Source organism: Brevundimonas sp., assembly GCF_027484365.1.
Lineage (GTDB): Bacteria > Pseudomonadota > Alphaproteobacteria > Caulobacterales > Caulobacteraceae > Brevundimonas.
Genome location: NZ_JAIXTC010000007.1, coordinates 150531 through 166579, shown reverse-complemented (window position 1 = coordinate 166579; position 16049 = coordinate 150531). Strand labels below are relative to the sequence as shown.

General features: G+C 69.7%; 15 protein-coding genes, 1 tRNA gene and 1 riboswitch. Of the genes, 5 read left to right on the top strand and 11 right to left on the bottom strand.

Features of this window, described 5'->3' with window-relative positions:
• Nucleotides 1–21: 21 nt before the first annotated feature.
• The 5 genes from Q0044_RS02710 to Q0044_RS02690 all read right to left on the bottom strand — a co-directional run bounded on the left by Q0044_RS02710 (nucleotide 22) and on the right by Q0044_RS02690 (nucleotide 5200).
• A complete protein-coding gene (locus Q0044_RS02710) occupies nucleotides 22–792 on the bottom strand; it encodes an ABC transporter ATP-binding protein (RefSeq protein ID WP_298159201.1) in 771 nt (256 codons plus the stop codon).
• Nucleotides 789–1775 carry a FecCD family ABC transporter permease gene (locus tag Q0044_RS02705; protein WP_298159198.1) on the bottom strand — a complete coding sequence of 329 codons (987 nt, stop codon included), beginning with the start codon at nucleotides 1773–1775 and terminating at the stop codon, nucleotides 789–791. The genes Q0044_RS02710 and Q0044_RS02705 overlap by 4 nt, the downstream gene beginning before the upstream one ends.
• Nucleotides 1772–2650 carry an ABC transporter substrate-binding protein gene (locus tag Q0044_RS02700; RefSeq protein ID WP_298159195.1) on the bottom strand — a complete coding sequence of 293 codons (879 nt, stop codon included), beginning with the start codon at nucleotides 2648–2650 and terminating at the stop codon, nucleotides 1772–1774. Before Q0044_RS02700 ends, Q0044_RS02705 begins: the two co-directional genes overlap by 4 nt.
• 97 nt (nucleotides 2651–2747) lie before the next feature.
• Entirely contained in the window at nucleotides 2748–4679 is a 1932-nt protein-coding gene (locus tag Q0044_RS02695) for a TonB-dependent receptor plug domain-containing protein (protein WP_298159192.1), read from the bottom strand.
• A gap of 151 nt (nucleotides 4680–4830) precedes the next feature.
• Nucleotides 4831–5036, bottom strand: a riboswitch (cobalamin riboswitch).
• Between the two features lie 87 nt (nucleotides 5037–5123).
• Nucleotides 5124–5200, bottom strand: a tRNA-Arg gene (locus Q0044_RS02690).
• 167 nt (nucleotides 5201–5367) lie between these two features.
• On the opposite strand from Q0044_RS02690, the gene Q0044_RS02685 reads away from it, so the two are divergent.
• Nucleotides 5368–6660, top strand: a complete 1293-nt coding sequence (locus tag Q0044_RS02685; RefSeq protein ID WP_298159189.1) for a hypothetical protein — start codon at nucleotides 5368–5370, stop codon at nucleotides 6658–6660.
• A gap of 434 nt (nucleotides 6661–7094) precedes the next feature.
• Here the strand turns inward: Q0044_RS02685 and Q0044_RS02680 are convergent, their stop codons facing one another.
• Nucleotides 7095–7883 (bottom strand): SDR family oxidoreductase, encoded by a 789-nt coding sequence (locus Q0044_RS02680; protein ID WP_298159187.1) that lies wholly within the window; start codon nucleotides 7881–7883, stop codon nucleotides 7095–7097.
• A gap of 2 nt (nucleotides 7884–7885) precedes the next feature.
• Complete coding sequence (locus Q0044_RS02675; protein ID WP_298159184.1) at nucleotides 7886–8188, bottom strand: 4a-hydroxytetrahydrobiopterin dehydratase; 303 nt, start codon at nucleotides 8186–8188, stop codon at nucleotides 7886–7888.
• A 182-nt stretch (nucleotides 8189–8370) separates the two neighbouring features.
• Between Q0044_RS02675 and Q0044_RS02670 the strand changes: the two genes are divergently transcribed.
• Genes Q0044_RS02670 through Q0044_RS02655 form a run of 4 tightly spaced genes read left to right on the top strand, consistent with a single transcriptional unit; the run spans nucleotide 8371 to nucleotide 12068 of the window.
• Nucleotides 8371–9156 (top strand): class I SAM-dependent methyltransferase, encoded by a 786-nt coding sequence (locus Q0044_RS02670; protein ID WP_298159181.1) that lies wholly within the window; start codon nucleotides 8371–8373, stop codon nucleotides 9154–9156.
• Nucleotides 9157–9200: 44 nt separating this feature from the next.
• A complete protein-coding gene (ubiB, locus tag Q0044_RS02665; protein WP_298159178.1) occupies nucleotides 9201–10742 on the top strand; it encodes a 2-polyprenylphenol 6-hydroxylase in 1542 nt (513 codons plus the stop codon).
• A gap of 16 nt (nucleotides 10743–10758) precedes the next feature.
• Nucleotides 10759–11298, top strand: a complete 540-nt coding sequence (locus Q0044_RS02660; protein ID WP_298159175.1) for a hypothetical protein — start codon at nucleotides 10759–10761, stop codon at nucleotides 11296–11298.
• Between the two features lie 38 nt (nucleotides 11299–11336).
• Complete coding sequence (locus Q0044_RS02655) at nucleotides 11337–12068, top strand: EF-hand domain-containing protein (RefSeq protein WP_298159172.1); 732 nt, start codon at nucleotides 11337–11339, stop codon at nucleotides 12066–12068.
• Here the strand turns inward: Q0044_RS02655 and arfB are convergent.
• From arfB to Q0044_RS02635, 4 genes are all read right to left on the bottom strand, one after another.
• Nucleotides 12065–12466, bottom strand: coding sequence for an alternative ribosome rescue aminoacyl-tRNA hydrolase ArfB (gene arfB, locus Q0044_RS02650; protein ID WP_298159169.1), 402 nt, complete (start codon nucleotides 12464–12466; stop codon nucleotides 12065–12067). The genes Q0044_RS02655 and arfB overlap by 4 nt on opposite strands.
• A complete protein-coding gene (locus Q0044_RS02645; RefSeq protein WP_298159167.1) occupies nucleotides 12463–12942 on the bottom strand; it encodes a YaiI/YqxD family protein in 480 nt (159 codons plus the stop codon). The genes arfB and Q0044_RS02645 overlap by 4 nt, the downstream gene beginning before the upstream one ends.
• Before the next feature lie 195 nt (nucleotides 12943–13137).
• Nucleotides 13138–14493, bottom strand: a complete 1356-nt coding sequence (locus Q0044_RS02640; protein WP_298159164.1) for an amidohydrolase family protein — start codon at nucleotides 14491–14493, stop codon at nucleotides 13138–13140.
• Nucleotides 14493–15983 (bottom strand): amidohydrolase, encoded by a 1491-nt coding sequence (locus Q0044_RS02635; RefSeq protein ID WP_298159162.1) that lies wholly within the window; start codon nucleotides 15981–15983, stop codon nucleotides 14493–14495. Before Q0044_RS02635 ends, Q0044_RS02640 begins: the two co-directional genes overlap by 1 nt.
• Between the last annotated feature and the right edge of the window lie 66 nt (nucleotides 15984–16049).

Genomic DNA, 16049 nt, shown 5'->3' with positions numbered 1-16049 from the left:
TTTAGCGGCAGGCCCCAGCGGCTACGCACGGCGGATCACGTCGATCAGCGGGCCGCCCGCACCCCGGGTCAGGGTCGCCTCGACGCCATAGACGCGCCTCAGGACATCCGGCGACAAGGCTGTCGCCGGCGGGTCATCGGCCAGAACCTCGCCATCGGCGAGGACGATGATCCGGTCGGCCATGCGCAACGCCATGGACAGATCGTGCAGGGTCACGATCACGCCCACGCCCTCGTCGGCCAGCCGCCGAAACAGAACGGCGGCATCCAGCTGGTGCGCCGGGTCGAGCCCGGTCAGGGGCTCGTCGGCCAGCAGCCACTCGGGCTCTCCGGCCAGCGCCCGTGCGATCAGGACCCGCGCCCGCTCGCCACCCGACAGGGTGTCGACGATCCGGTGTTCGAAGCCGGCGACATTGGCCGCCGCCATAGCCCGGTCGACCGCCGCATGGTCCTCCCCGGCCTGACCGCGCGCGCCGATGAAGGGGGTCCGTCCCAGCTCGACCAGGGTCCGGGCCTCGATCGGCCAGGCGATCTCTGGCGTCTGGGGCAAGAAGGCCAGCCGTTTCGCCCGGTCACGCGGCCTCATGCCGGTGAGGCTGACGCCATCCAGCCGCACCGCGCCCGAGGTCGGCGCGCGCAGGCCCGCCAGACAGCCCAGCAGCGTCGACTTGCCGGCGCCGTTGGGACCGACGACCGCCGTGACCTTGCCTGCCTCGATCGACAGGCTGACCGCCGAGAGGATCGACTTGCCGCCGATATCGACGGTCAGGTCTGTACAGGACAGGACGCTCATGCGATCGTCCTCCGCAGACGCAGCAGCAGGATCAGGAAGAAGGGCGCGCCAAGGACCGCCATGGCGACGCCCAGCTTCACCTCGCCCGCAGCCGGGGTCATACGCACAAGGATGTCGCCGGCCAGTACGATGACCGCGCCGCCGAGGATGCTCGGCACGAGAAGGGCGCCGGGTCGGGCGCCGACCAGGGGTCTCAGCAGGTGCGGCGTCACCAGTCCGACGAACCCGATCACGCCTGTGACGGCGACGCTGGCTCCGGCTGCCAGGGCCACGCCGAGCGCCAGGGTCCACCGGGTCTGCGGCATCGAGATCCCCAGCGATCGCGCCCCGATCTCTCCCAGGGTCAACGCATCCAGAGCCCGGCCCGTCGTCAGGAGCAGTCCGCAGCCGACAATGATGAAGGGCAGGGCCATCGCCACCTCCTCGAAGCTGCGATCCGCCAGAGACCCCATCAGCCAGTCGACGATCTCGCTCACCGCCCACGGATTGGGCGCCAGCGACAGAGCCAGGGACACGCCCGCGCTGGACAGGATGTTGAGGATGGCCCCGGCCAGGACGAAGGTGACCAGACTCGAGGCCGAGCCGGACAGCAGCATCAGGACGGCGACACTGACCAAGGCTCCGCTGATCGCTGCGACAGGCAGGGCCCAGGGCGCGACCGCCGTCACCCCGTAGTAGAGCGTCAATACCGCGCCCAGCGCCGCCATGGCGGAGACCCCGAGCACGCCGGGATCGGCCAGCGGGTTCCGCGTATAGCCCTGCAGCACGGCTCCGGAGAGGCCGAGCGCGGCGCCTACCACGATGCCGAGGATGGTGCGCGGCAGGCGCAGTTCAAACACGATGGCCCAGCGGGGGTCGACGTCCGGCGCGACCCAGGCGCTCCACGGCACCCAGACCTTACCGGCGATCAGGCTGACGAAGGACAGGATCAACAACAGGGCGACCAGCCCCGCATACAGAAGCGGTCGGCTCACAGGCTTCATGCGGGCCTCGCCAGTGCGGCGTCGCGCGCGAGGGACAGGGCCGCCGCCGTCTGGATCAGGACCGGGCCGCCGCAGAACAGCAGCCGTTCCGGGAAGACGGCCCGCTCCATGCCGCCGGCGACGCGGGCGAGGGCCGGATGCTCCATCACCCGCTGGGCCCGGCTCGGCAGGCCGCGCGACGGCTCGCCGGACAGCAACAGTTCGGGGGGATCGGCGATGACGAACTCCAGCGGCACATTGGCGGATCCGCGAAGACCGTAGCGCGCGATGACGTTATCCAGCCCCGCCCGCCGCATCATCTCGTCCATCAGGGTGCCGGGCCCCGACGCGAAGCCTCCGGGCATGAAGACGAGGGCGGACACGCGGCGTGTCCCGGGCAAGGGCGCTGCGGCGGCCAGTGCCGCTTCGATCCTGCGGACGACCGCTTCGCCACGATCCGGGCGACCGACGAGGGCGGACACCTCGCGCACCTGTGCCAGACTGTCGGCGACGGTCTCCGGCACGCTGAACGGGAGGGTCCGGATGCCGACGCGATCAAGGGTGTTGAGCAGAGACGGCGGAGACGGGCGCCCCGTCAGGACCAGGTCGGGCTCTAGGGCGATGACCTCTTCCGCCGTCCCATAGGTGAAGGGCAGGGTCCGGGCGATATCGGCGATGGTCGAGCCATAGCGGTCGCGGGAATAGTGGCTCAGCGCGACGATCCGGTTCCTGTCCGCGACATGGGCGAGGATCACATCCAGACAGGGATTGAGCGAGACGACGCGCCGGGGCTCGGCCAGCGGCGGCGGCGGCGCCGGCGCGGCGCGCGCGGACCCGAGGCCGAGGCCCGCGGCCAGTCCGCCGGCGACCAGGGCGCGACGATCGGGTGCTGTCATCGATACATCTCCTTCCCGGCGAGCCCGAGTGTGCGCCGCCCGTAGGCGCCTGCGCCAGAGGGCGCGAACGGAGGGCCCGTTCGCACCCGTCGTGGCCCTAGAACCGGGCGCGGACGCCCACGAAGGCGCCGCGACCCGCGACGCCGTAGTTGGCGGTGGTCGCATAGGTCTCGTCGCCCGCGTTCTCGATCCGGCCATAGACCTCGAGCGTCTCATTGACCGGATACGAGGCCCGCAGATCGACCAGGGTGTAGGCGTCCAGCCGCGTGGCGTTCGAGGCGTTGTCGAAGCTCTCGCCCACATGCTGGACGGCGACAGAGGTCGACAGGCCGAACGGCCAGACATGGCCGACGCTCAGGTTCGCGACCTCTTCGGGACGCCGCGCGAGCCGGCGCCCCAGATTGGGTCCGGGCGTGCGGTTCTCGGTGTTGGTCCGGGTGTAGTTGGCGTTGATCGAAAACGACCCGATCTCATAGTCCGCCGCCAGCTCGACGCCGTCCGCCTCGGTCAGGGCGATGTTCGAATAGTAGCCGAACCGGCGCGCCCCGTTCCTGAAGCAGAGCGGCGCCGTCGCCGGCGTGGCCGTGCCCGAGCAGGAGACGAAGTCGATCTGGTTGGTCGTCTCGCGCGAGAAATATGTCGCCGACAGGATCAGGGCATCGTCCAGCAGATGCTGTTCCACGCCCGCGTCCCAGCCGTCCGCCTCTTCCGGCCGCAGGGTCAGGTTTCCGTACTGGCTGTAGAGTTGGTACAGGCTCGGTGCCTTGAAGCCCTGGCCGAAGCTGGCGCGCAGAACGGTCGAGCCGTCGTTCAGAGACCAGGCGGCGGCGACCTGGCCCAGGGTCTTGCCGCCGAAGGTGTCGTGCTCGTCGCGACGCACGCCGCCGGTCAGGGTCAGGCCGTCGACGACCTCAGCCTGGAGCTGGGCATAGACGCCGTCGAGACCGACCTCGGCCGCATCCGGGGCGGCGGAGAACTCGGACTCCTCGTGCTCGGCGCCGAAGGTCGCGGTCCAGCCCTCGCGGACGTCGAACACGCCCTGGTATTCATAGCGCCTGTTCAGCCCCTCGGCCTCGAAGGTGATGCCGGACCCGGCCTGATCGGGGTTCAGGTTCTGACGGTCCGTGCGGGTGTAGCCATAGGCGACGCGGTTGCTCAGACGGCCGTCAAACAGGTCGAAGTTCAGGCCCGTATAGGCGACCAGTTCCTTCGTGCTGGAAGTCTCCCGCGTGTCGCCGAAGGCGAAGAGCGGCGCCGGGAAGCCGTCGACGTCGACGGTCCCGTCCGAATAGACCGCGCGGAGGTCGACCGAGACGCCTTCGACGATCCGGATGTTGGCCCGGCCGCTCAGGCCGAAGTTTTCGTAGCCGTCATCCTCGGTCCCGCGTGCGAAGGCCGAGAAGCCGTCGGTCTGATAGCGGGAGGCCCCCAGCCGCCAGGTGGCGCGTTCACCCGTGCCGCCGACCGAGCCCCGCAGGTAGGTCGTACCCCGCGATCCGGCCTCGGCATCAAGGCTCGCCTGGAAGGGGCGGGTCGGTTCGGCGGTGACGATATTGACGACGCCGCCGATGGCTTGCGATCCCCACAGGGTCGACTGGGCGCCGCGCAGGACCTCGATCCGGGCGACGTCGCCGATCAGGAGATTGCCGAAATTGTAGCCGCCGCCGGTGCCTGACGGGTCGTTCAGCTTCACGCCGTCGACGATCGCGACGGTCTGGTCGCTCTCGGCGCCGCGAATGCGCAGGGCCGTGACGGAGCCGACGCCACCGTTGCGTGACACCGTCACACCCGGCGTGCGGGTCAGCAGGTCCGACACGACGACCGTCTGGCTGGACTGGATCTCCGCTGCGGTCAGAATGGTGACCGACTGGCCCACGCGGTCGGCGGCCTGGGCCGAACGGTTGGCCGTGACGACCACATCGTCGAGCAGGTTGGGGTCGGCGGCGGCGGTTGCGGTCTGAGCGCTCGCGGCGTCGGCGGCGAGCAGGAGCGCGGCCGTGGCGGCGCTGGCGATCAGTTCGTTTCTCATGGGTCCAATCCCTCGTTTGACAACGAGCCGGCTCGCGGACAGCCGTGATCGGACATGCGGACACGCCCGGTCGCGACCGCGCGCTCACGCAGCCCAACAGACGTCGCCATTCGGGAAAAGACCCGTTCCGCCCGGCACACCACGTCCGCGCGAAGGACGACCACGACGGGCAGGTCTCCTGGCTCGCGGGTCAATGCCGGTGCACGTCGCCTTCCCAGATCCTTTGGTCGAAACCATCGGACCCAGTGGCAAATGACGCGCGGGCTCGCCGCTTACAGTTGCGTGGGCAGCCCGGGTTTCGCACCCGAGTTCCCTTTTCATCCCCATCTCTGGGGAACCTGTCGCAGGTCGGCCCTTAGGCCATCGCGCCCGCGGCGGCAATGCTCACGGCCAGACGCCCTGTGGAGAGGGACGTCGGAAGTCCTGCGTCATGTCCGGAAAAAGTGGCGCACCCGAGAGGATTCGAACCTCTGACCCCTGCCTTCGGAGGGCAGTACTCTATCCAGCTGAGCTACGGGTGCATCCGCCAGCCTCGCGGCTGGACGAAGGGCCTTACAGCAGGTCGCGTTCGGCCTCAATCCCGGAAAGGCGGGGCCCGGAAAGGCGTGACCCGGAAAGGCGGGGCATGGAACGACTTGGCGGAGGCCGCCGGTCCGCCTAGCGTGGAACGGCCTTTCGGAGCCCGCCCATGCGTCGTCTTTTCCTGGCCGCCCTCGCCCTGCCCCTGTCGCTGATCGCCGCCTGCGCGACGGCCTCTGCCCCGGCTCACTCCGGCGACAGTCTGGACGCCGTGGCGCGGGACTATGTCGCCCTGATCCTGGAGATCGGCGAGCGCGAGCCCGGCTATGTCGACGCCTACTACGGGCCGGCGGAATGGGCCGAGGCGGCCAGGGCCAATCCGCGGGAGGTCCCGGCCCTGATCGAGGGGGCCGCCGCCCTGACCGAACGGCTGAACGCCCTGTCGACCCGGGGGGCCGAGCCCGCCGTCGTGCAGCGAAAGTCCTATCTGCTGGCCCATGTCTCGGCCGCCTCAGCGCGGCTGCGCATGATCGGCGGGGAGCGGATGAGCTTCGCCGACGAGGCCTACGCCCTGTTTGGCGTCCGGCCCGAGCTGAAGCCGCTGACCGACTACGACCCCATCCTCGCGCGGATCGACGCCCTGGTGCCCGGCGAGGGACCGCTGGCCGCAAGGGTCGCGACCTTCCGCAACCAGTTCGTCATTCCGACCGACCGGCTGCAGGCGGTGATGGACGCCGCCATCGCCGAGTGCCGGACGCGGACGCTGCGCCACATCCCCCTGCCGGCGAACGAGCGGTTCACCCTGGCCTTCGTCACCGACAAGCCGTGGTCCGGCTACAACTATTTCCAGGGCGACGCGGCCTCGAAGATCGAGATCAACACCGACCAGCCCATCTTCACCGACCGGGCCATCGATCTGGGCTGTCACGAGGGCTACCCCGGCCACCACGTCTACAACGCCCTGCTGGAAAAGACCTTCGTGGTCGATCGCGGCTGGGTCGAGATGAGCGTCTATCCCCTGTATTCGCCCATGTCCTTCGTGGCCGAGGGCAGCGCCAACTACGGCATCGACCTGGCCTTCCCCGGCGACGAGGCCGAGCTGTTCGAGCGCGAGGTGCTGCTGCCCCTCGCGGGCCTGACGGGTGCCCCGGTCCACGAAAAGGACGAGCTGAACGCACTGGTTCGCCAGCTGGCGCGGGCCGAATACACGATCGCCGACGCCTATCTGGCCGGACGGGTGAACCGCGAGGACACGATCGCGAACCTGTCGAAATACATGCTGACCACGCCGGAGCGGGCCGCCCAGCGCGTCCGCTTCATCGAGACCTATCGCAGCTATATCATCAACTACGGCCTCGGCCGGGACACGGTGCAGGCCTGGGTCGAGCGTCAGGGGCCGGATCGCTGGGAGGGGATGGAGACCCTGCTGGCGAGCCAGATCCTGCCGGTGGATCTTCTTTGAAGGCTCCGGACGGGAAAACACCGTCCGAAGCGTCCGATGCGTCCGAAGCGATCGGATGAGAGGCAGGCGACTCCGAAAACGGAGTCGACGGAGTCAACGTCGGTTGGCGGGTTTGCGATTGCGATGCCAAAGACCGGAGACAGTGTCTCACGGTTTTCAGGGGGCGCCTGAGATAAACCTGTAAGTCCGCGCCGGCCGTTGATCCGGTTGAAGAAATCAGACGATCCGTTGATGGGTACGGTGTAGGGTTCCTTCTCCCCTTGCGGGAGAAGGTGGCTGAGCGAAGCGAAGTCGGATGAGGGGTCACACCTGCGGCTGACGTAGGCGCTGGCAAGCTCATCGGCGAGGATGGCGTGACCCCTCACCCGACCGCGCAAGGACGACGGCTTCGCCGCCGTGCGCGATCTCCCTCTCCCGCAAGGGGAGAGGGGCAGTCACTGCGCCGTCATGCCGCCGTCGATCTTGAACTCGGCGCCGGTGACGAATTTGGCTTCGTCGGAGGCGAGGTAGAGGACGCAGTAGGCCACGTCGTTCGGCTCGCCGATCCGCTTCAGAGGGATGCCGCGCGCGAGGCGCTCATGGGCCTTCTGCTCGTCGCCGCCGGCCATGGCGATGAAGGGATCCAGGATGGCGGTCTTGATGAAGACCGGGTGGACGGAGTTGACCCGCACGTTCCAGTCCATCTTTGCGGCCTCGAGGGCGACGGTCTTGGTGTACATCCAGACGCCGGCCTTGGTGGCGTTGTAGGCGCCCATGCCCGGCCCCGCGGCCAGGCCCGCGATCGACGAGATGTTGACGATGGCCGCCGAGCCCGAGGCCCGCAGATGCGGCATGGCGTGTTTGCAGCCGAACATGACCGAGCGCAGGTTGATCTCGTACTGACGCTGCCAGTTCTCGGCCGTGTCGGCCTCGGAGAAGAGCAGCACGTCGCCCACGCCGGCGTTGTTGACCAGGATCGACAGGCCGCCCATGGCCTCCGCCGCCTTGCCGACGACATCGATCCACTGGGCCTCCGAGGCCACGTCATGGGTGAAGCCGAGGGCCGAGCCCGGAATCTCGGCATTGATCCGTGCCGCCAGGGCTTCCGCGCCCGCGCCGTTGATGTCGGTGATGGCGACCTTCGAACCCTCACGCGCCAGCATCCAGGCGATGGCCTCGCCCAGGCCCTGGGCCCCGCCCGTGATCAGCGCGGCCTTGCCCGCGACGCGTCCCGATTTGCTCATGGTCATTCCCCTCCCAGGGTTTCTGCGGCGGCGTCGATGAAGCGCGCCATCGTTGTGTCGAGATCGGTGACGCCGCCCGCGTCGTGGGTCGTCAGAAGGACGGTCACCCGGTTGTAGACGTTCGACCATTCCGGATGGTGGTCCATCGTCTCGGCCTTCAGCGCCACGCGCGTCATGAAGGCGAAGGCGGTGTTGAAGTCGGCGAATTTCAGGGTCCGCTCGATGGCGGGCCGGTCGCCGTCATGGACCGACCAGCCGGTCAGGTCTTTCAGCGCAGCGGCGGGATCGAGGGTCGGTCTGGCCATGAGAGCTCTCCTGTCGGCCGGGGGTAACGGTCTGGCCCTCCGCCCGCAAGGTGCCGCAGCGTCAACGGCCTGGCGCCACAGACCACTGCCGGCACGATCTCCCGGGGGGCCCAAGGCGTGAACCGGACGCCGCGACCGTGAGGCCCGGTGACGCGGGCGTCGCGGCGCGCTAGACCGCGCGCATGACCGCCTCCTCCTTTGGTCCGCACTCGTCGGGCGACACCTCTTCTTTCGGCTTCCGCGACGTGGATGCGCGCGAAAAGGTGCGGATGGTGCGGGGCGTGTTCGACAGCGTCGCCTCCAGCTACGACCTGATGAACGACCTGATGAGCGGGGGCGTGCACCGGCTGTGGAAGGACGCGGCCGCCGCGAGGCTAAACCCGCGGCCGGGCGAGACGATCCTGGACGTCGCCGGCGGGACCGGCGACATGGCGCGCCGCTATTCGAAGATGGCGCGGCGAGCCCAGGAACGGCGCGGCGGCGAGGACGCCTCGGTCATCGTGCTGGACTACAATGCCGAGATGATCCTGGCGGGCGTCCAGAAGGGCGGAGAGCCGGAGATGATCTGGACCGTCGGCGACGCCATGGCCCTGCCCCTCCCGGACGCCTCGGTCGACGCCTATTCGATCAGTTTCGGCATCCGCAACGTGTCGGACATCGCCGTGGCCCTGAAGGAGGCGCGGCGTGTGCTGAAGCCGGGCGGCCGGTTCCTGTGCCTGGAGTTTTCCCGACCCACGGCCGAGGCGGTGCGCAAGGCCTATGACGCCTGGTCCTTCCACGCCATTCCCCGCATCGGTGAATGGGTCGCAAAGGATCGCGACAGCTATCAATATCTGGTCGAAAGCATCCGCCGCTTCCCCGACCAGGCGACCTTCAAGGCCATGATCGAGGAGGCCGGTTTCAGCCGGGTCGCCGTGACCAATCTGTCGGGCGGCGTCGCCGCCATCCACTTCGGGTGGGCGGTCTGAGCTTTCCGCCGTCATACCGGGTCGCCCCTGCGCCGCCGCCGACCGTGGCCGTGCGCGATCCCCTCGGCGCGACCTGGCGTCTGATCCGCTGGGGCGCGGCCCTGGCCCGGCACGACGCCCTGATTCCGCGCGAGATCACGCCTCTCTTGCCCGCCTGGGCCAGGGTGCTGGCGGGGTTCGTGCATCTGTTCGCCGGACGCGATAGCCGTGACGGACGTCCGGGCCAGCGTCTGGGTCGGGCGTTCGAGACCCTGGGGCCGGTGGCGATCAAGCTCGGCCAGGTCATGGCCACCCGCGCCGACATCTTCGGCATCGCATTCGCGCGCGATCTCGGGCGGCTCAAGGACAAGCTTCCGCCCTTCCCGACGGCGGAGGCGCGACGCGAGATCGAGCGCTCGCTGGGCCGGCCGGTCGAGAGTCTGTTCCTCGATTTCGGCGATCCGATCGGCGCCGCCTCCCTGGCCCAGGCCCATCCCGCCTGGCTGGCCGATGGCCGCAAGGTGGCGGTCAAGGTGCTGCGGCCCGGCGTCGAGCGGCGCGTGGTCCAGGGGCTGGACGCCATGCGTCTGGCGGCCGGCCTGGTCCACAGACTGGTCCCTGCGGCCCGAAGGCTCGAGCCCGAGGCCTTCGTCGAGACCGTGGCGCGGTCGATGTATCTGGAGCTCGACATGCGGCTGGAGGCCGCCGCCGCCTCGGAACTCCACGACATCATGGAGAAGGCCCGCGCCGACGGGGCTCACATGACCGCGCCGAAAGTCGTCTGGGACGGGGTCGGCAAACGGGTGCTGACCCTGGAGTGGGCGGCGGGCCTGCCCATGACCGATCCGGCCGCGATCGAACAGCCGGGCATGGACATCAACGCCCTGGCCGACAACGTCGTGCGGGCCTTCCTCGTCCAGGCGCTGGACTACGGCACCTTCCACGCCGACCTGCATGAGGGAAACCTGTTCGCCTCGGCCCCCGCCGAACTGATGGCCGTCGACTTCGGCATCATCGGCCGGCTGAACCCCGGAGAGCGGCGCTACCTCGCCGAGATCCTGTGGGGCTTCCTGACCCGTGACTATCCCCGTATCGCGCGGGTCCATTTCGAGGCCGGCTATGTGCCGCCGCACCATTCGGTCGAGGCCTTCGCCCAGGCCCTGCGGGCCGTCGGCGAGCCGGTCATCGGCCGGGCCGCGTCCCAGGTGTCGATGGGGCGGCTGCTCGGCCAGCTGTTCGAGATCACCGCCCTGTTCGACATGCACCTGCGCCCTGAACTGATCCTGCTGCAGAAGACCATGGTCTCGGTTGAGGGGGTCGCCCGGCGGCTGAACCCCGACCATGACCTGTGGGCGGCATCCCAGCCGGTCGTCGAACGCTGGATCACACGCGAACTGGGTCCAGGGGCCCAGGTGCGCGACGGCCTGCGCGAAATCCTGTCCGGCGCCCGGGCGCTGTCGCGGCTCGTGCAGGAGCCGCCGACGAGCCAGACGGTGATCGTCGAGCGGATCAGGACCCCGACCTGGCTGGCCGTCTGTGTCGTTGTTGCAACCTGCCTTTCGGCCGCCGCCCTCGTTCTGTCGCTTTGGCCCGGGATGGTAGGCTGACACCGCCGGAGTCCGCATGACTGTTTCGATCCAGACCGCCGCCCTCGTTCTCGCCCTCGTCGCCGCCGGTCCGGCGCTGGCCCAGACGACGTCGACCCAGTCCCTGAACCAGAGCCGGTCGCTCGCGCCTACGGCCGGGGCCGCCGCCACGATTCCGAACACCTTCGACGCCCCGGCCGCACAGCCCCGGCCCGTGGTGCCCGCGCCGGCTGCTCCGGCGCCCCAGGTGACCGAAGCCGAGATGGCCGAGGGTGCCCTGCGTGCGGTGATCGAACAGTTCCGCGTCGCCGACATCGACGAGCGGCTGTTCACCCCCGGGGTCGCGACCCAGCTGAACGGTCAGCTGGCCGCCTATGCCCGGCTGATCCGGGGCTACGGCGCCGTCCAGTCCATCGAGGCCCAGGGCGCTGCCAACGGCGTCGGCCAGTTCCTGGTGATCTTCGACAACGCCGCCACCCAGTGGCAGGTCGGGCTCGAAGAGGGCGGCCTCGTCGCCGCGCTCCGGTTCCGCGAGGCGCCGCCCGAATCCTCCGAACCGGCCGCGCCCGGCGCCTGATCCGTCCTTCGCCCCTTCCTCTCCCCCGGAATCGAAGCATGAAGCTGTTCGCCCTCGCCGCCCTCGGCCTCGTCGTCCTTTCCGGCTGCGCCTCTGCCCCCGGAGGCCCGGGCGGGCCAGGTTTCGCCGGCGGGCCTGGCGGACCCGGCGGTCCGGGCGGCCCCCAGGGACCGAGGCCCGGCCTGTTCGTCAGCCCCTTCGGCGAGCTGTTCTACTCGGAACCGGGTGAGCCCTGGCCGGTGACGGCCTGGTTCTCGGGCGCCGACGCTGACAGCGACGGTCGCCTGACGTCGGAGGAGTTCACCGCCGACGGCCTGCGCCAGTTCCGGACGCTGGACGTGCGCCGCGACGAACGGCTGACCCCCGACGAAATCGCCGCCTATGAGCAGGATCTGGCGCAGGCCCGCGCCCGTCTGCCGGGCATGGAAGGCGGGCAGCGCGGCCCGGGACGGCGTCTGGAAGGCTTCGGCGGCGATCGAAACCTGGGCCTCGCCGAATCCGGCCAGCAACAGGGCAGCCGCGGCGGTCCCCGCCAGCGCGCGCCGACGGGTCCCCTGGCCTATGGACCGATCGCGGCGGCCGGCTTCTTCAACTATCCGCAGCCGGTCAAGGCCGCGGACCTCGACACCAACCAGACCGTGACAGCTGAGGAATGGGCGCAGGCGACCAACCGCTGGTTCATCGCTCTGGACACCGATCAGGACGGGGCCCTGACCCTGGCGAGCCTTCCGCGCACGCCCCTGCAGCAGATGATGGACCGTCCGCGTTAGTCCAGCGAGGGCTTGCCGCGCCCGCTCTTGATCGTGGCGCGGCCCGACTTGGCCTGAAGCCGACGTTCCTTCGACGCACGCGTGGGGCGGGTGGGGACGCGGTAGGTCGGGGCGACGGACGCCTTGTCGACCAGCGCCTGCAGTCGTTCGATGGCGTCGGCGCGGTTGCGGTCCTGGGTGCGATAACGGACGGCGGTGATCAGGATGACGCCGTCCAGCGTCAGCCGGCTGCCGGCCAGTTTCATCAGCCGCTCACGCACGGGCTCGCGAAGCGACGGCGAGTTCTTCGCATCGAACCGCATCTGCACCGCGGTCGAGACCTTGTTGACGTTCTGGCCGCCCGGCCCGCCGGCGCGGTAGAAATGGAACTCCAGCTCGCTCTCGGGGATGGTGGTCATCGGCCCCCCTGTGCGGGAAAGGCGCGCTTCGCCATGACCACCGCGCGGTCCAGCGCCTGAAGAAAGGCCGAACGGTCCTTCGGCCCGAACGGTGGCGGACCGGACGTCGCCACGCCCATGGAGCGCAGGTGCTCGCCCACCATCCGCCCGGCCAGGGCCGAGCCGATGGAGTCCGGAGTGAAGGGCTGACCGTTCGACTTCAGCGCCTGGGCCCCGGACTTCAGGCAGCGGTCGGCCAGCGGGATGTCGGCGGTCACGACGATGTCGCCCGGCCCGGCCCGCTCGGCGATCCAGTCGTCGGCGATGTCGGGGCCGGCATCGACGACGATCTGTTCGATCCACTTTTCGCGCGGCGTGTTGATCCAGCTGTTCGAGACCACGAACACATGCAGGCCATAGCGGGCCGCCACGCGGTAGACCTCGTCCTTCACCGGACAGGCGTCGGCGTCGATGAAGATGCGGGGGGCAGCGGACATGAGCGGGAGATAGCCCTTCTCCCCTTGCGGGAGAAGGTGGCAGCCTAAGGCTGACGGATGAGGGGTCACGCCGACCTGACCGATCAGCGCAGCCAGGACTTGTCCTGACCGAAGGCGTGACCCCTCACCCGCCTGCGCAAGAACGATCGCTTCGCTCTCGTGCGCCGGCTCCCTCTCCCGCAAGGGGAGAGGGCATTAGTTTCCGTAGGCGACCGGCATCCCCCCGGCCTGACGTCCGCCGGTGCGATAGCGGTCGCGCAGCAGGATCTGGCGGCTGGTCAGGGACTGTTCCTGGCCGTTGATGAACTCCGCCGTCACCGACGACAGGGGCTCGAGCGGATCGCCGGACCAGACGACCACATCGGCCGCCGCGCCCGCGCGAAGCTCGCCGAACTGGCCTTCCATGCCGAAGATGCGCGCCGGGTTGACGGTCAGGGCCGCGATCGCCGCCTCGAACGGCAGGCCGTGGGAGACGGCGTTGCCGGCGTTGTAGCGGGCCTCGCGCGCCCGGTGGACCGAGCCCTCATTGCCCTTGATGGCGATGACCACACCGGCCGCGTTCAGGGCCGCCGCATTCTCCATCCGCGCGGCCCGGGTCTCGAGATTGCCGGGCAGGTTGGAGATCGGATTCAGCAGGACCGGTACATCGGCGGCGGCGATGTCGGCGGCGACCAGCCAGCCCTCCTCGGCGCCGTCGAGGATGAGCTTCACCCCCTCTTCGCGACCGAGGCGCAGGACCTGCTGGATATCGGCCGCGCGGTGAACGGTGACGATCAGGGGCATGGTCCCGTTGGCGACCGGGATCAGGGCCTCCAGATCGGCGCGCGACAGGGAGAGGTCGCGCAGCCCCGCCCGGTCATAGGCGGCCTTGTTGCGGGCATAGAGGCGGACCTCGGCGAGCGTCTCCCGGAACTGCGTGAACTCGGCGCCGCGCGCCCCCCCGGCGACGCCCGCTCCAGCCTCGCCGAACGGCGCGACCATGGCCACGCGCGGCTTGACCAGAATGTCGGTCCCGGCGGCCAGATGGATGACCGAGGCCGTGCCGGCGAACAGGCCGGGCGACTGGAAGCCGCTGTCGCCCGCGCCGGCGAAGTCACTGTCGTCCTGATGCTGGTGACCGCCCGAGCCGCCCGGATGGTTGGGCACGACGATGGCGCGGGTGATGCCGCCCAGGCGCGCGACCGGGATAGCGATGGACCAGGGGTCAAGGCCGTAGCTGACGTCGAACGAGGCCGAGATGGTGTTGGCCGAGTTGGACTGGTCGTCGGACCCGTCGACGGACGAGATCTCGGTCAGGCCGAGGCCCGAATCGACCGCCACGAAGCCGGGCGTGACGATCTTGCCGCGCGCGTCGATGACACGGGCGCCGGCCGGGGCCGCGCCGGTCCCGACCGAGACGATCCGGCCGCCGGAGATGACGACCGTGCCGTTCTCGATGACGGACGTGCCGGTCAGGACCCGCCCGCCGGTGATCGCGGTCACCTGTTGAGCGAGCGCGGGCAGGGCCGACAGGGCGAGGGCGGTCAGGGAGATGAGGGCAAGGCGGCGCATCAGCGGGCTCCCGGAGCGATGTTGGCGGCGGCGATGCCGAAGCCGGGCTGGCCCAGCTCGAAGTCCGAGACAGGCTGGTAGCGGGGGTTGAAGCGATCGAAGGTCAGGGCTCCGTCGATGAAGACCTGGTCGGCGCGGGCGTAGACCGAGAACGGGTTGGCGCTCCAGATCACCAGGTCGCCACGTTTTCCGGCCTCCAGCGAGCCGGTCTCGTCGCCGATACCGATCGAACGGGCGGCGTTGGAGGTGATCCAGCTGATCGCATGCTCCTCGGCGATGTTCAGCCCGGCGCTACGACCGGCGGCGAGCGCCGCGGCGGCCTCCTGATTCAGGCGTTGGGTCAGCTGGGCGTCGTCCGAATGGATGACGGCGCAGGAGCCCTCGGGTGCGTCGACGAGGGCGGCGTTGGCCTCGACCGCGTCGAGGGCCTCCATCTTGAAGCCCCACCAGCCGGTCCACATGTCGGCGCAGACGCCGGCGGCGGCCAGTTGCGGCGCGATCTTGTAGGCCTCGATGGCGTGGTGGAAGGCGGTGACGCGGTAGCCGAACTCATTGGCGATATCGAGCATCACCATCATTTCATCGGCGCGGTAGCAGTGGTTCTGGACCAGGATCGACCCGTCCAGAACCCCGGCCAGGGTCTCGTTCTGGAGGTTGCGGGTGGGCGGCGCGCCTTCGCCCGTCTCGCGCCATTTGTCCCATTTGTCGCGATAGTCCTGGGCGGCGATGAAGGCGGCGCGATAGCCGGCGACATTGCCCATGCCGGTGGCCGGCGACTGGTTGCGACCGCCATAGACGCGGCTCGGGTTCTCGCCGCAGGCCATCTTCACGCCATAGGGGGCGCCGGGGAACTTCATCCCCTGCATGGTGATCGACGGGATGTTGCGCACCGTCACAGACCGCCCGCCGAACAGATTGGCGGAACCGGGCAGGATCTGGAGGGTGGTGACGCCGCCGGCCCGGGCGGTGTTGAAGCCCGGGTCCTGGGGCCAGATCGAATGCTCGGCCCAGACCTGGGCGGTGTTCGGGCTGGTCGCCTCGTTGCCGTCGCTCATGCCGCTGACGCCGGGCGAAGGATAGACGCCCAGGTGCGAGTGGACGTCGATGATGCCGGGCGTCACGAACCGGCCGCGCGCGTCGACGACACGGTAGCCGGCGGGCACCGGCGTCGAGGCCGGGCCCACGGCCTCGACCTTGCCGTCCGACATCAGGACGACGCCGTTCTCGATCTTCTGGTCCGTCCCGGTCAGGACCGTCCCGCCGACGATGGCGACGTTGTCGCGCGGCAGGGGCTGGTAGGTGGAGGGATAGGGGTCGGGGTTGGCGGCATAATCCAGACCGCGCGCCAGGGTCCGTTCAGCGCCGGCGTCGCCGCTGGTCGGGCTGTCGGCCGCCGGGGGACTGGCGGTGTCCGTGGTGGCGCAACCGGCCAGCGCAAGCGCGCAGGCGACGACGGCGAGGCTGGGCCCCCGCAAGGCGTGACGGATCATGGTTGGACGCTCCCCTGTCGCGCCGACGGCGCGGAACGGGGCGGATTACAAAAGCGTCTCAACCCG

Excerpts from the sequence above, each read along its gene's own strand:
- Q0044_RS02710 (WP_298159201.1), bottom strand. The coding sequence starts at position 792 with ATGAGCGTCCTGTCCTGTACAGACCTGACCGTCGATATCGGCGGCAAG.
- Q0044_RS02695 (WP_298159192.1), bottom strand. The coding sequence starts at position 4,679 with ATGAGAAACGAACTGATCGCCAGCGCCGCCACGGCCGCGCTCCTGCTC.
- Q0044_RS02670 (WP_298159181.1), top strand. The coding sequence starts at position 8,371 with ATGACCGCCTCCTCCTTTGGTCCGCACTCGTCGGGCGACACCTCTTCT.
- Q0044_RS02680 (WP_298159187.1), bottom strand. The coding sequence starts at position 7,883 with ATGAGCAAATCGGGACGCGTCGCGGGCAAGGCCGCGCTGATCACGGGC.
- Q0044_RS02675 (WP_298159184.1), bottom strand. The coding sequence starts at position 8,188 with ATGGCCAGACCGACCCTCGATCCCGCCGCTGCGCTGAAAGACCTGACC.
- Q0044_RS02705 (WP_298159198.1), bottom strand. The coding sequence starts at position 1,775 with ATGAAGCCTGTGAGCCGACCGCTTCTGTATGCGGGGCTGGTCGCCCTG.
- Q0044_RS02640 (WP_298159164.1), bottom strand. The coding sequence starts at position 14,493 with ATGCGCCGCCTTGCCCTCATCTCCCTGACCGCCCTCGCCCTGTCGGCC.
- Q0044_RS02655 (WP_298159172.1), top strand. The coding sequence starts at position 11,337 with ATGAAGCTGTTCGCCCTCGCCGCCCTCGGCCTCGTCGTCCTTTCCGGC.
- arfB (WP_298159169.1), bottom strand. The coding sequence starts at position 12,466 with ATGACCACCATCCCCGAGAGCGAGCTGGAGTTCCATTTCTACCGCGCC.
- Q0044_RS02635 (WP_298159162.1), bottom strand. The coding sequence starts at position 15,983 with ATGATCCGTCACGCCTTGCGGGGGCCCAGCCTCGCCGTCGTCGCCTGC.
- Q0044_RS02685 (WP_298159189.1), top strand. The coding sequence starts at position 5,368 with ATGCGTCGTCTTTTCCTGGCCGCCCTCGCCCTGCCCCTGTCGCTGATC.
- Q0044_RS02660 (WP_298159175.1), top strand. The coding sequence starts at position 10,759 with ATGACTGTTTCGATCCAGACCGCCGCCCTCGTTCTCGCCCTCGTCGCC.
- Q0044_RS02700 (WP_298159195.1), bottom strand. The coding sequence starts at position 2,650 with ATGACAGCACCCGATCGTCGCGCCCTGGTCGCCGGCGGACTGGCCGCG.
- Q0044_RS02645 (WP_298159167.1), bottom strand. The coding sequence starts at position 12,942 with ATGTCCGCTGCCCCCCGCATCTTCATCGACGCCGACGCCTGTCCGGTG.